A 13,174-nucleotide genomic window follows, 5' to 3' on the forward strand; every position below is an offset into this window, starting at 1 on the left:
GGCTGACCCGTGCGTGAACGACCGCTAACCTGCGGGGCATGACCGTATCTCTGGAAGTCGCCGAGGGCGTCGGCACGCTGCGCCTGGACCGCCCGCCCATGAACGCGCTCGACGTCGCCACGCAGGACCGGCTGAAGGAACTCGCCGAGGAGGCCACCGCCCGCGCGGACGTCCGCGCGGTGGTCATCTACGGCGGCGAGAAGGTGTTCGCGGCCGGCGCGGACATCAAGGAGATGCAGGTGATGGACCACGCGGCGATGGTGTCGCGGGCCCGCGCCCTCCAGGACTCCTTCACCGCCGTGGCCCGCATCCCCAAGCCGGTGGTCGCCGCGGTCACCGGCTACGCGCTGGGCGGCGGCTGCGAACTGGCGCTGTGCGCCGACTACCGCATCGCCGCCGACAACGCCAAGCTCGGCCAGCCGGAGATCCTGCTCGGACTGATCCCGGGCGCGGGCGGCACCCAGCGGCTGGCCCGGCTGATCGGGCCCTCCCGGGCCAAGGACCTCATCTTCACCGGCCGCCAGGTCAGGGCCGACGAGGCCCTCACGCTCGGCCTGGTGGACCGGGTGGTGCCGGCTGCCGAGGTCTACGAGGCGGCGCACGCCTGGGCGGCGCGGCTCGCCCAGGGCCCGGCGATCGCGCTGCGCGCCGCCAAGGAGGCCGTCGACACCGGTCTGGAGACCGACCTGGACACCGGTCTCGCCGTCGAACGCACCTGGTTCGCGGGCCTCTTCGCCACGGAGGACCGCGAGCGCGGCATGCGCAGCTTCGTGGAGGAGGGGCCGGGGAAGGCGAAGTTCCTCTGACCCCGGGGGCCTGGACCTGACGTCCGCTCGCGGATCGCTCGAAGGGGCGTCCAGGCCCGCCCGCGCCGGTTCCGGGCGCGTGGCGCCGCCGCCCCCGCGACGGTGCCGCCGCCCGGAGCGTCCCCGCAGGCCGGCCGGTCCGCCCCGGCCCCGAGCGCCCTCGGCATATGCCGCGCGAAGACGGACCGGAGGGGGCGTGCGGGGGGCGCATTCCCGGGGAACGGCCACGGTGGGCGCCGGGGGCGGCCATGATGGGGGCATGGCGGGGCTGGAGGGCATCGAACAGCCGCGGGGACCGGAACACACGGCGGCCGTGGCGCGCTGGTCTCCCGCGGTCGCGGACGAACGCGCCCTGGCCGCACTGGAGTTGTACGGCGACCCGAGCGAGGAGGACGTCCGGCTGCCGTCCCGCCCCGAGTCGGCGGCCATCGCCCGCCGGCTCGTCCAGATCGTCGTCCTGCGCTGGGGTATGTCCCCGAAACTGGCCGAGGACGCGGTGCTGCTCGTCTCCGAACTCGTGGGCAACGCCGTACGGCACACCGGGGCCCGCGTCTTCGGCCTGAGCGTCCGCCGCCGCACCGGCAGGATCCGCGTCGAGGTGCGCGACCCCTCCCGCGGCCTGCCCTGCCTCATGCCCGTCCAGGACCTCGACGTCAGCGGCCGCGGCCTGACCCTGGTCGACAAACTGTCCGACCGCTGGGGCGTCGACCTGCTGCCCCGCGGCAAGACCACCTGGTTCGAAATACGCGCCGCAGACCGCTGACAGCCACGCACCACCCACCCACCCACCCACCCACCCGCCGACCGGGCGCGACGCGCCCCTCTGACGGGGCACGTCCGGTACACATCCCGCTGGGCTCGCTCGGCGCGCGCCCGCCGAATCCGTCCGACGCGCACCCGCTGGGCCCGACCGGCGCGCGCCGCCCCGATCGGCCTGACGTCCGTTCACCACCCCCGCGCCCGCCGGGCATCCGTGTGAATCGCCCGTTTTCTTACTTTGCGCCCCTTAAATGGTGCGGGTGACCACCACCGACCGTCGTGGCGTGCTGCGGGCCGGTGCCGGGCTTGTCGCGGGGGGCGCGTTCGCCGCCGGATGCGCGCCCGGTACCGCCCCGCACCCCGCCGTGTCCGCCGCCTCCCGCCACGCGTCCGGCCCCGCCGAGCGCGGCGCGGCGCACCCCTCCGCGTCGCCCGCGCCCGCCCCCGCCCCGCGCGCCTTCCCCGGGCAGCCCGCGCAGATCGGCCACGGACCGCGCGACCGGCCCCGGGTGGCCCTCACCTTCCACGGCCAGGGTGACCCGGCCCTCGCCCGCACCCTGCTCACCACCGCCGAACGGCACGGCGCCCGGGTGACCGTGCTCGCCGTCGGCACCTGGCTGGACGCGCACCCGGAGATGGCCCGCCGGATCCTCGACGGCGGCCACGACCTCGGCAACCACACCCAGCGCCACCTGTCCGTCAACGACATGCCCGAGGCCGAGGCGCGCGCCGAGATCACCGGCTGCGCCGACCGCCTCAAGCGGCTCACCGGCTCGATCGGCACCTGGTTCCGGCCCTCGCGCGCCGTCACCGCCTCCCCGCTGGTGGCCCGGCTGGCGCGCGCCGCCGGCTACCCGCACGTGCTCTCCTACGACATCGACTCGCTCGACTACACCTCGCCCGGCGCCGCAGCCGTCACCCGCACCGTACTGGCGGGCGTCCGCCCCGGGTCCGTGGTGAGCCTGCACTTCGGTTACCCCGGCACGGCCACCGCCCTGCCCGCCCTCCTCGACGAACTCGACCGCCGCGGCCTCCACGCGGTCACCACCACGGAGCTGCTGAGCTGATGCCCCCTCGCCCCGCCCCTTCCCTCCACGGCCCCGCCCGTTCCCCCCGTTCCCCCCGCTCCCCCCGCTCCCCCCGCTCCCCCCGTGCCTCCCGCCTCCCGCGCGTCACCCGGCTGCTCGCCGCCGGGGCGTCCTGCGCGGCCCTCGCGGCGCTGGCCGCCTGCGGCAGCGGCGGCCCGGACCACCGCACCGACGAGGCCCTGGCCAGCCGGGCGCCCGCCCAGCGGCCCGAACAGGTGGCGGCCGACGCCCTGCCCGGCATGCCGCCGGTCCTCGACCCCAAGGACGTCTACGCCGCCGACCGCGCGAACCGGCTCTCCCCGGCCGTCGCGCACTTCCCCTCGCGCGTCTATGTGCCCAACACCAACTCGAACACGGTCACCGTCATCGACCCGAAGACGTACAAGGTCATCGAGACCATCCCGGTCGGCCGCCAGCCGCAGCACGTCGTGCCGTCCTGGGACCTGAAGACGCTGTGGGTCAACAACGACCTCGGCAACTCCCTGACCCCCATCGACCCGCGCACGGGCAAGGCGGGCAGACCGGTCGACGTGCACGACCCGTACAACCTGTACTTCACCCCGGACGGCAAGTACGCCGTGGTGATGGCCTCCAAGGACCGCCGGCTCGTCTTCCGCGACGCGCACACCATGAAGGTGGTGAAGTCCGTCCCGGTCGCCTGCGGTGGCGTCAACCACGCCGACTTCTCCCCGAACGGCCGCTACTTCATCGTCTCCTGCGAGTTCAGCGGCGAACTGCTCAAGGTCGACACCGCGGCCATGAAGGTCGTCGCGCACCAGAAACTGGACGTCCACGGCGCCATGCCGCAGGACGTGAAGATCTCGCCCGACGGCAAGAAGTTCTACATCGCCGACATGGTCGCCGACGGGCTGTGGATCCTGGACGGCGACACCTTCGCCAAGCCCGCGTTCCTGCACACCGGCAAGGGCGCCCACGGCCTCTACGTCAGCCGCGACTCCCGGGTGATGTACGTCTCCAACCGCGGCGAGGGCACCGTCTCCGTCTTCGACTTCGCCAAGGACAAGCTCACCGCCAAGTGGCGCCTGCCGCACGGCGGCAGCCCCGACATGGGCGGCGTCTCCGCCGACGGCAAGGTGCTCTGGCTGTCGGGCCGCTACAACTCCGAGGTGTACGCCATCGACACCCGCACCGGCAGGCAGCTGGCCCGCATCAAGGTCGGCAGCGGTCCGCACGGCCTCGCCGTCTATCCGCAGCCCGGCCGCTACTCCCTCGGCCACACGGGCGTCTTCCGCTGACCCCGCCCCCGGTGTCCCCCGCGGGTGGCGGCGGCATCGCGGATCCGGCCGGACCGTTAATCTGACCTGCGTCAGTACGGCAGCGGCCGGTACGGCATTCGGCCGTATCCGGCCGTACAGCAGACGCGAAGCGACACAGAGGGGCGGATCGGTGGCGGACATCGACGAGGCACGCGAGCAGTTCAACCGTTTGGACGCGGACGGCGACGGGTTCGTCACCGCCGCCGAGTTCAAGACCGCCCTCGCGCAGGGAGGCGACTGGAACGTCACCGAGTCGGTGGCGGAGGCGATCATCAAGACCCGGGACCTCGACGGCGACAAGGTCCTGTTCTTCGACGAGTTCTGGGCTTTCCTGAACAAGTGACCCGTACGGAAGGGGCGCCCGGCGGACCACCGCCGGGCGCCCCTTCGCGTCACCCCGCCCCGCGTCACCTCACCCCGCGCCCGTCACCGCGTGGCCGTCATCGCGCGGCCCGGTTCACGGCGGCCAGCACCGCGTGCACGGCGGCCGTCAGCGACGAGGCGTCCCGGCCGGCGCCCCAGGCCGTCGTGCCGTTCACCCGGCACTCGGCGTACGCGGTCGTCACCTCGGCGCCGCCCTCCTCGCCGGGCGCCGCCGACCGGTGCTCGGCGAAGTCGAGCACGGCCACGGCGAGTCCGGCCCCGGCGAGCGCGTCCACGAAGGCGCTCACCGGTCCGTCCCCGGTGCCCTCGTGGTCGCCGGTGCGGTCGCCGTGGCCCAGCGAGCAGACGAAGCGGTGCGCCCCGGACGGCTCCCGGTGCACCGACCAGGCGTCCAGCCGCACCGGCCCGTCCACCGCCAGGTACGTCGTGCGGAACAGCTCGTACAACTCCTTCGGTGTCGCCTCACGCCCGCTGCCGTCCGTGGCCTCCTGGACCGCCCGCGACACCTCCGGCCGCATCCGCCGCGGCAGGTCCAGACCCGCGTGCGCGCGCAGCAGATACGCCACCCCGCCCTTGCCCGACTGGGAGTTGACCCGGATCACCGCCTCGTAGGACCGGCCCACGTCGGCCGGGTCGATCGGCAGATACGGCACCGACCACGGCGCCAGCTCCGGCGCGGTGCCCGTCTCGGCGGCACGCCGGGCGTGCGCGTCCAGGCCCTTGCTGATCGCGTCCTGGTGGGTGCCGGAGAACGCGGTGTGGACGAGGTCGCCAGCGTAGGGGTGGCGCGGATGCACCGGCAGCCGGTTGCAGTGCTCCACCGTCGCCCGTACCGCGTCGATGTCGCTGAAGTCGACCATCGGGTCGACGCCCTGCGCGTACAGATTGAGCGCCAGGGTCACCAGGTCCACGTTCCCGGTGCGCTCGCCGTTGCCGAACAGGCAGCCCTCGACCCGCTGCGCGCCCGCCAGCACGGCGAGTTCGGCGCAGGCGACGCCGGTGCCGCGGTCGTTGTGCGGGTGCACCGAGAGGATCACCGCGTCCCGGCGGGACAGATGGCGGTGCACGTACTCGATCTGGTCCGCGTAGACGTTCGGGGTGGCGATCTCCACCGTGGCGGGGAGGTTGTGCGTGACCGGCCGGTCCGGGCTCGCGTCCCACAGCTCGGTGAGCCCGTCGCACAGTTCGAGGACGTAGTCCGGCTCGGTGAGGTTGAAGGTCTCCGGGGAGAACTGGAAGCGGAGGTGCGCGCCGCCGGGCAGGGCGTCCGCGCGCCGGGCCATGTGCGCCGCCGCGTCCCGTACGCTCGCGCGCACCCCGTCCCGGTCCCGCCCGAGCACCACCTCGCGCCAGACGGGCGAGGTCGCCATGTACAGGTGGACGACGGCCCGCGGCAGCCCCGCCACCGCCTCGAAGGTGCGGTCGATCAGGTCCCGGCGGGCCGGGGTGAAGACGACCGGCGTGACGTCGTCGGGCACGGCCCCGCTGGTCACCAGGTGCCGGACGAAGTCGAAGTCGGTGCGGCTCGCCGACGGGTAGCCGACCTCGATCTCCTTGAACCCCAGCCGCACCAGCAGATCGAAGAAGCGGCGCTTGCGCGGGGTGTCCATCGGCTCGGCCAGCGCCTGGTTGCCGTCGCGCAGGTCGACCGGGACCCACAGCGGCGCGCGCTCGATCCGGGCGGACGGCCAGCCGCGGCCCTCTGCCGGGACGGGCACGCGCACCCGCTCCTGGAAGGGGCGGTAGCGGTGGTAGGGCATGGGCCCGGGACGCTGCGGATTCCACAGCGGTCTCCCGTACGGGGCGGCGGGGTGCGCGGTGGTGGTGCTCGGGGTGGTGGTCATCGTCTGCTGATGCCCTTCGGCGGGTCGGACGGTGACCGGCGGCACGGCGCCCCGCGGCGGGGCGCCGGTCGCGTCAGACCCCGCCGCGGCAGCCGAGAAGAAGCGGAGCGCGGAACGTCATGGCGGTACGCTAGCGACTCCTCTGCTCCTCAGACAAGTGATAATTCGCCGGAGCCCCCGGACCGGCGCACCCCGGCGCCGGCCCCCTCAACCCGTGGGAGAACCCGATGGTCCCAGGCGCCCTCCGCCCCAGCCCGCTGGTCGAACAGGCCGCGGAGCGGCTGCGTGCGCAGATCGCCGCCGGAAAGTGGCCCGTCGGCACCAAGCTGCCCGGTGAGACCACCCTGGCCAGGGACCTGGGCGTCGGCCGCTCCACCGTCCGCGAGGCGCTGCGCGCGCTCGCCGGTGCCGGACTGGTGCGGCCCCGGCACGGCGCGGGCGTCTTCGTGATCGCGACCGAACCCGCCGAGGACTGGCCGGCCCGGCTGCGCCGCTCCGCGGTCACCGATGTCTACGAGGTCCGCATGGGCGTCGAGGTGCAGGCGGCCCGCCTGGCGGCCAGGCGCCGCACGCCCGAGGACCTGGCCGCGCTGGAGGCCGCCCTGGAGGGCCGGCGCACGGCGGCGGCGAAGGGCGACGCGGCCTTCGTGGACGCCGACATCGCGCTGCACCGCGGGGTGGTCGCCGCCGCCCACAACCCCGTCCTGACCGCGCTGTTCGAGGAGTTCGTCCCCGTACTGCGCTCCGGCCTCGTCACCCTGCTGGAGCTGACCGGGCTGCGCGTGCACGACCCCAACACCGGCGCCGACACCCATCACGACCTCGTCGTCGCCGTCGCGGCGGGCGACGCGGACACGGCGGCGGCCGTGCTCCGCGCCGACCTGGAGGCCACCCTCGGCCTGCTGCGCGAGCGGACCGGCGGAGCAGGGGAGGCCGGGGGAGCAGGGGCAGCCGGGGAGACGGAGCCGGCCCCGGAATAGCCCGCGCCGTCCCTCGGTTGGAGATCGCTTGCACGGCACCGACATCCACACCGGCCTCCGGGGTCTCCCCGGAAGAGCGAGGCGAACTGAGATGAAGATCGGCATCATCGGAGCGGGCAACATCGGCGGCAACCTCACCCGGCGGCTCACCGCCCTCGGACACGACGTCGCCGTGGCGAACTCGCGCGGCCCGCAGACCCTCACCGCGCTGGCCGAGGAGACCGGCGCGCGGCCCGTGCGGGCCGAGGAGGCGGCGCGCGGCGCCGAGGTCGTCGTGGTCACCGTCCCCCTGAAGGCGGTCCCGGACCTGCCGGCCGGACTGCTGAAGGAGGCGGCGGACGGCGCGGTCGTGATCGACACCAACAACTACTACCCGCAGCGCGACGGCCGGATCGCCGCGATCGAGGACGAGGGGCTGACCGAGAGCCGCTGGACCGAGCGCCACCTCGGCCACCCCGTGGTGAAGGCGTTCAACGGCACCTACGCCCAGGACCTGCTGGACCGGCACCGCCCGGCCGGCGACCCCGGCCGCCTCGCGCTGCCGGTGGCCGGCGACGACCCGGCGGCCAAGGCGAAGGTACGGGCGCTGATCGGGGAACTGGGCTTCGACACGGTCGACTCCGGCACCCTCGACGACTCCTGGCGCCAGCAGCCCGGCACCCCGGTCTACGGCCTGCGCGAGGGCGTGGACGCGGTCACCGAGGCGCTGGCCGCGGCCTCGCCCGAGCGCCCGGCGGACTTCCGCGCCTGACCCCCGGTCTCATGCCTTGGCCCACTCCCGCAGCGCCGACGCACTGGAGAAGTTCGCCACGTTCTTGTCGTGGGGATCGTCCGTGTACTGGTGGAAGCGCCACTTGGCCTTGATGCGGGGGTGGCCGGCGGAGACGTAGTCGGCGACCCACAGCCCGTCCCCCGCGTAGGAGGTGGTGTCGACGCTCAGCCAGAAGTGGCGGTTGGTGTAGAGCAGCACCCGGTTGTGCGGGCGCAGTTGCTTCACCTTGCGGATGAAGGAGTCCTTCTCCGCGTTGGAGGCGTGGGTGCCCTCGCCGGTGGTCTCCCAGTCGACGGCGAGGATGTCGCCCCGCTGCTCCGGGGCGTGCGAGACGAAGTACTCGGCCTGGGCCGCGATGTTGCCGGGCCACAGGAAGTGGTAGAAGCCGACGACCAGATGGGCGTCGCGCCCGTGCTTGGTCTGGGCGGTGAGCCTGGAATTGACGTACGTACGGCCCTCTGTCGCCTTGATGAAGACGAAGGAGAGGCCGCTCGTGCCGTAGGTGGAGGACTGGTACGCGCTCACGTCGATGCCTTGCAGCATGCGGAACTCCCTGAACGAACCGTGGGGGGAGGGGCCGTCGGTTGAGTTCTGCCCCACTTCGGTACGGTCGATCCCTCCACGGCGTTCGAACATCAGCCCAAACCAGAGCACACGGCGCACACACCCCCGAACACGGCGCACGCGCCGTATACCGCCTTCCGCGGCGCGACCGTGCCGCACCGTGGGGTCGTCACGAACGGCGAGCGAATCACCGATCGGCGCTGCCGGGCGGGACGACCCATTCGGTGGGCTGGCCCGTGAGGGCGGAGATCATGTCGAAGTCGCCGTCGTAGTGGAGGACGGTCCGGCGGTTGGTCTCAGCCGTGGCGGCGATCAGCAGGTCCGGGAGCGACAGCGCCCGGTGAAAGCCCGCGTTGAGGGCGTGGCGCTGGATCTCCAGGGCGCGGCCGAAGGCGTCGTCGCCGGTGGGCAGGTAGTCGAAGGCATGGAGCCATGTGCTGATGCGCGTGGCCTCCGCGCTGTCGCGTGCCGAGTGGATCATCTCGTACTCGGTCGGGCTGCACACCGCGAGCAGATAGCGCTCGTGCAGTGGCCTGAGGACTTCCTTGACGTTCGGTTTAGTCCAGCGGGCCAGCGCGGACTTGTCGATCAGGTAGCGGCCCTTCATCAGGCGGCGCGCCCTCCGTCGCGACCGCTGCCGCCCTTGAGGGAACCGTCGGCGTTGCGGGGGCCGGTCGACTCGACGATCTCGCTGAAGTCCAGCTCTCCAGCGTCCATGGCGTCGAAGAACTCCTGCCGCAGGTGCCGCTTCACCGCGTCCTCCATGGCGAGGCGAACGGCCTTGGCCTTGGTCCTGGTACCGAAGATCCGCATGGCCTCGGCAACCATGTCCTCGTCGAGGTCGATGACTGTTCTGGTCATGATTGTCCCTTTCGGAGAGCCCCAGCGCTGGAAATGATACCGCTGTTTCGTGATGCTCGATATCGTTTCGCTTCGAGGGGAGGGCTCAGTACTCGATGATGTTCACCGCCAGCCCGCCCCGCGCCGTCTCCTTGTACTTCACCGACATATTCGCCCCCTGGCGCGCTATGTTCTTGACCTGGATGTTCGAGGTGTCTGAGGGGCGATCCACGCCTGTAGGGACTTCTCAGGGGCTTTCGGCCGGGAGGGATCCCGCAGCCATGCGTCCATCGCGGCGAGCCCTCGCTGCCCCGCACCGGGCATGAAGTGAGCGTAGTGGTCGAGTGTGACCTTCGGTGTCGAGTGCTCGAGCCACTTGGACAGGCTGACGACCGACTCGCCAGCCTCCAGCTGCATGCTCGCATAAGTGTGGCGGAGGGCGTGGAACATGTCCTCGCGTGGGGCGGCATAGCGCGGGGCCCGGCGGACTCGGTTGCCGTCGTGCCGCACCTTCTCGCCCACTGGCTTGATCGGCCCGGCGGCGGCGAGCGCACGCTTCCAGCTGCGGTCGTTCCAGGTGCGGTAGTAGATGCGGTTGCCGTGCGACGAAGTGAGGATCAGGTCGACCGTGATCGGCTTCCGCTGACGCTCTTCGAGCGCGGTGATGGGGCCTCCGGGTTCCGCCACGGCAGCGTGCAGGAAGTCGACGGGAACCGGCGAAAGTGAGAGCGCGCTCTCACCGCCAGGTTGGCCGGCAGCGGGACCTCGCGGATCTTGCGCCCCTTGGGGAGCGAGAAGTAAGGGCGCCCCTTGATGTCCCACCTGAGCTGGCGCCGGACGTGAACGACACCGGCCGCGAAGTCGAAGTCCTCCTCGGCGAGACCGAACGCTTCACCTTGACGCAGCCCGAGGCCGATGCCGAGATCGACAGCGATCTGGTAACGCTCCTGCAGCTCCGCGCGGACGGCGTCGACGACCTCACGTGACCACGCCTTGGCCTTGCTGTCGATCGCTCGTGGGGGCTTGACGCTGTTCTTCATCTTCATCGGGTTGCGCAGCAGACGCTGGTCGTCGACGGCACTGCCGAGGATCGAGGACAGGTGTCCCCAGATCACCTCTGCCGTCGACTCCTCGACCCTTGTGAGCAGTGCTGCCTTGAAGGTCCGTAGAGCGGAAGCGTCGATCTCACGCAGGGCGTAGTCGCCCACCAAGGGGATGATGTGGTTCCAGATGCGGCTGTGCATCGGGTCCGCCGTCGAGGGCTCGTCGGAGCGCCCCGCCCACCAGTACTCGACGATGTAATCGGTGAGAAGGATCTCCCCCCTTGCGGGGATCGACGAACTCGCCACGGCTGGAGTCCACCTTGGCGCTGGCGAGCCACTGCTTCGCGTCCTCGCTCGTGTGGAACGACCGGTCCTGGATGCCGGGAATCCCCTTTACCCGGTAGCGCTTCCCGGTGCCGTAGATCGCGGTCCGCACCCGTTTCCCGGTCAGCTTGTCGGGGCGCTTCTTCAGCCATCGGTCTTCTATGTAACCCGCCATGACGGGGCCCTCCAGTGGTGCGTGATCATGAGCTGGTCGGTGCTACTGAGCTTGAACTCGTGTTGTCGTAGGGGCTGACGACTGGTCGTCGGTGCGGTATCACCGGCGCATGCGTTATCCACAAGGGGGCGGACTGACCGCCGAGCGTCAGCAGTTCCGTGAGGGGTTACGGCTCGAGGCGGCGGAACGGTTCGCCCGGGGTGAGGCGAGCTCTGTGATCGCCAGGGACCTGCGGGTCAGCGTCCGTTCGGTGCAGCGATGGCGGCGGACGTGGGACGAGGGAGGTCCGCGGGCTCTGCGGTCGCAGGGGCCAGCGTCGCTGCCGAGGCTGAGCGAGAAGCAGTTCGCGCAACTGGAGGCGGAGCTGGCCAAGGGGCCGGCCACGCACGGCTGGGAGGACCAGCGATGGACGCTTGCGCGGATCAGGACGGTGATCGGCCGGCGCTTCCACCTGAACTACACCATCCAGGGTGTGCGGAAGTTGTTGGTGCGCAATGGCTGGTCCTGCCAGGTCCCGGCCCGGCGGGCGATGGAGCGGGACGACGAGGCGGTGGCCGGGTGGATCAAGGAGGTGTGGCCCTGCGCGGAAGACTCGCGGCGGTGAGTGGGGCCTGGCTCGTCTTCGAGGATGAGGCCGGTTCCTCCATGACTCCGCCGCAGCCACGACCTGGTCGCAGCGCGGCCGGACCCCGGTGGTGCGGGTGCGGGGCCGGTCCCGCAGGCGGATATCCATCGCCGCGCTGACCTGCTACAAACCCGGTCACCGGTCCCGGCTGATCTACCGGCCCCGCCGGGACGACGGCCGGCGCGACGGGCGCAAGAGCTTCTCCTGGCGCGACTACCGGGACCTGCTGATCGCCGCCCACCGGCAGCTCGGCGGCCCGATCGTGCTCGTCTGGGACAACCTCAACGTCCACAAAGCAGCCGGCCTGCGGGAGTTCGCCGAAGCCCGGGACTGGCTGACCATCCACTACCTGCCGACCTACGCACCCGACCTCAACCCGGTCGAAGGGATTTGGTCCCTGCTGCGGCGGGGATGGCTCTCCAACGTCGCCTTCCACACCCCCGACCACCTCGTCCAGCGCATCCGACGCGGCCTACGACACATCCAGTACCGCAGCGAACTCATAGACGGCTGCCTGGCAGAGACCGGCCTGACCATCAGACCCACCTGACCAACCGCGCGACATCACGGGTTCAAGTTCAGTAACCGATGCACCAGCCGCCCCTCCTGTTACGTCAGGCCGCCTCGAACGCCCGCCGGATCAGCGGCGCCGCCTTCTCCAAGTCGGCTGCCGAGACGACGCGGACCTCCAGGTCGCCGGTCCCGAGGTGCCCGATACCGCGCATGTCCCGGCTGAAGCCCTCCTCCAACTCGACCGAGTCCGGATCGAGTCTGAGGTACACCAGGATCGCCTCGTGCTTCGGACGGAAGATCACCGACGCCACGTTCACCAACCGCCGGTAGGCGATGTAGTGCCGCAGCGACGCCACCTCCACCTCGCCCCACGCCGTGAGCGCCTCGTCCAGTTCCGCGTACAGGTCCCGCAGGCACTCCGGCACCGCTCCGCCACCCGAAGGCGGAGAGACCGCCGATGCCGTCGGCACGCTGTCCACCACGAGTGCCCGCTCCCGACCCTGGCGAGACGAGGCAGCGCTCGGGAAGCCGGTCGCGGAGTCCACGAGAAGCAGACCCAGCAGACCACCGTCGAAGATCCGGTAGCACACCAGGTCGATCCGCTCGGGCAACCTCTGCACCGCCACCCGGTCGTGATGCGAGAAGCCCGCCGCGATGCAGATCATCCGCGGACGACGCCAGTCGACGGACTCAGCGGCCTCCACCCCCAGCACCCTCCGCACGAGCGCCTCGAACTCGTGGTGCGCCGACTCCAACCAGGACAGGTAGGAGACCGCTTGGGACATCACCCCGCTGTCCGAGCCCTTCTTGAACTCGATCACCACCGGGCTGCCGTTCTCATCGAGCCCCAAGGTGTCGATCCGCCCCCGGTGCCAAGGCCCGGTCGGATACTCCGAGGCCAGGAAACGGACGCCCAGCATCTGCTCCAGGCCGGCCTCGACCCGCCGCTGCAGCTCCACCTCCAGCGCCACCGTCGAACCGGCCAGCTCGACGTCCCGTCCGTCCACGTCCTGCCGGAACACCATCAGCTCGGCCACCAGCGCCCCCTCCCACGATCTCTGCAAGGAAGCCAATCGAACGGACGCCCTGGATATTCCGCTCGCAGGCTGGCTGGCAGCTTCGATTTGGGCATATCCATCCTGCAAATCGCGTGAGGGCCGGACCTCAACGGCCCGGCCCT

Annotated in this window: 14 protein-coding genes and 1 pseudogene; 8 read left to right on the plus strand and 7 right to left on the minus strand. The window is 71.6% G+C overall.

What is annotated here, in order from left to right:
* The first annotated feature begins 38 nt into the window (after positions 1–38).
* The 5 genes from R4Z62_RS23615 (at position 39) to R4Z62_RS23635 (ending at position 4,273) form a co-directional block, all read left to right on the plus strand.
* Positions 39–806 carry an enoyl-CoA hydratase/isomerase family protein gene (locus R4Z62_RS23615; RefSeq protein ID WP_491520829.1) on the plus strand — a complete coding sequence of 256 codons (768 nt, stop codon included), beginning with the start codon at positions 39–41 and terminating at the stop codon, positions 804–806.
* Positions 807–1,065: 259 nt separating this feature from the next.
* Entirely contained in the window at positions 1,066–1,569 is a 504-nt protein-coding gene (locus R4Z62_RS23620; protein WP_382848504.1) for an ATP-binding protein, read from the plus strand.
* A 247-nt stretch (positions 1,570–1,816) separates the two neighbouring features.
* Complete coding sequence (locus R4Z62_RS23625) at positions 1,817–2,632, plus strand: polysaccharide deacetylase family protein (protein ID WP_491520830.1); 816 nt, start codon at positions 1,817–1,819, stop codon at positions 2,630–2,632.
* A complete protein-coding gene (locus tag R4Z62_RS23630; protein ID WP_491520831.1) occupies positions 2,632–3,909 on the plus strand; it encodes a YncE family protein in 1,278 nt (425 codons plus the stop codon). The genes R4Z62_RS23625 and R4Z62_RS23630 overlap by 1 nt, the downstream gene beginning before the upstream one ends.
* 151 nt (positions 3,910–4,060) lie before the next feature.
* On the plus strand, positions 4,061–4,273 hold the full coding sequence (locus tag R4Z62_RS23635) for an EF-hand domain-containing protein (protein ID WP_491520832.1): 213 nt from the start codon (positions 4,061–4,063) through the stop codon (positions 4,271–4,273).
* A gap of 97 nt (positions 4,274–4,370) precedes the next feature.
* On the opposite strand, the gene leuA is transcribed toward R4Z62_RS23635, so the two are convergent.
* On the minus strand, positions 4,371–6,158 hold the full coding sequence (gene leuA, locus R4Z62_RS23640; protein WP_491520833.1) for a 2-isopropylmalate synthase: 1,788 nt from the start codon (positions 6,156–6,158) through the stop codon (positions 4,371–4,373).
* Between the two features lie 227 nt (positions 6,159–6,385).
* Between leuA and R4Z62_RS23645 the strand changes: the two genes are divergently transcribed.
* Both R4Z62_RS23645 and R4Z62_RS23650 read left to right on the plus strand, forming a co-directional pair.
* Positions 6,386–7,138, plus strand: coding sequence for a FadR/GntR family transcriptional regulator (locus R4Z62_RS23645; RefSeq protein WP_491520834.1), 753 nt, complete (start codon positions 6,386–6,388; stop codon positions 7,136–7,138).
* Between the two features lie 91 nt (positions 7,139–7,229).
* Positions 7,230–7,889 (plus strand): NADPH-dependent F420 reductase, encoded by a 660-nt coding sequence (locus tag R4Z62_RS23650; RefSeq protein WP_018568592.1) that lies wholly within the window; start codon positions 7,230–7,232, stop codon positions 7,887–7,889.
* Between the two features lie 9 nt (positions 7,890–7,898).
* Here R4Z62_RS23650 and R4Z62_RS23655 read toward each other — a convergent pair whose 3' ends face one another.
* The 5 genes from R4Z62_RS23655 to R4Z62_RS23675 all read right to left on the minus strand — a co-directional run bounded on the left by R4Z62_RS23655 (position 7,899) and on the right by R4Z62_RS23675 (position 10,663).
* A complete protein-coding gene (locus R4Z62_RS23655; protein ID WP_064537650.1) occupies positions 7,899–8,453 on the minus strand; it encodes a GH25 family lysozyme in 555 nt (184 codons plus the stop codon).
* Between the two features lie 208 nt (positions 8,454–8,661).
* Positions 8,662–9,081, minus strand: coding sequence for a PIN domain nuclease (locus tag R4Z62_RS23660; protein ID WP_491520835.1), 420 nt, complete (start codon positions 9,079–9,081; stop codon positions 8,662–8,664).
* Entirely contained in the window at positions 9,081–9,335 is a 255-nt protein-coding gene (locus R4Z62_RS23665; protein WP_491520836.1) for a type II toxin-antitoxin system VapB family antitoxin, read from the minus strand. Before R4Z62_RS23665 ends, R4Z62_RS23660 begins: the two co-directional genes overlap by 1 nt.
* Before the next feature lie 85 nt (positions 9,336–9,420).
* Positions 9,421–9,546: a hypothetical protein gene (locus R4Z62_RS23670; RefSeq protein WP_491521970.1), complete on the minus strand. Its 126-nt coding sequence runs from the start codon at positions 9,544–9,546 to the stop codon at positions 9,421–9,423.
* 385 nt (positions 9,547–9,931) lie between these two features.
* Positions 9,932–10,663 (minus strand): tyrosine-type recombinase/integrase, encoded by a 732-nt coding sequence (locus R4Z62_RS23675; protein WP_491520837.1) that lies wholly within the window; start codon positions 10,661–10,663, stop codon positions 9,932–9,934.
* A 302-nt stretch (positions 10,664–10,965) separates the two neighbouring features.
* Here R4Z62_RS23675 and R4Z62_RS23680 point away from each other — a divergent pair.
* Positions 10,966–12,031, plus strand: a pseudogene (locus R4Z62_RS23680) (IS630 family transposase).
* Between the two features lie 64 nt (positions 12,032–12,095).
* On the opposite strand, the gene R4Z62_RS23685 reads toward R4Z62_RS23680, so the two are convergent.
* Positions 12,096–13,031, minus strand: a complete 936-nt coding sequence (locus R4Z62_RS23685) for a DUF5655 domain-containing protein (RefSeq protein WP_491520838.1) — start codon at positions 13,029–13,031, stop codon at positions 12,096–12,098.
* Positions 13,032–13,174 lie beyond the last annotated feature (143 nt).

It is taken from the genome of Streptomyces sp. PL-25, assembly GCF_058344915.1.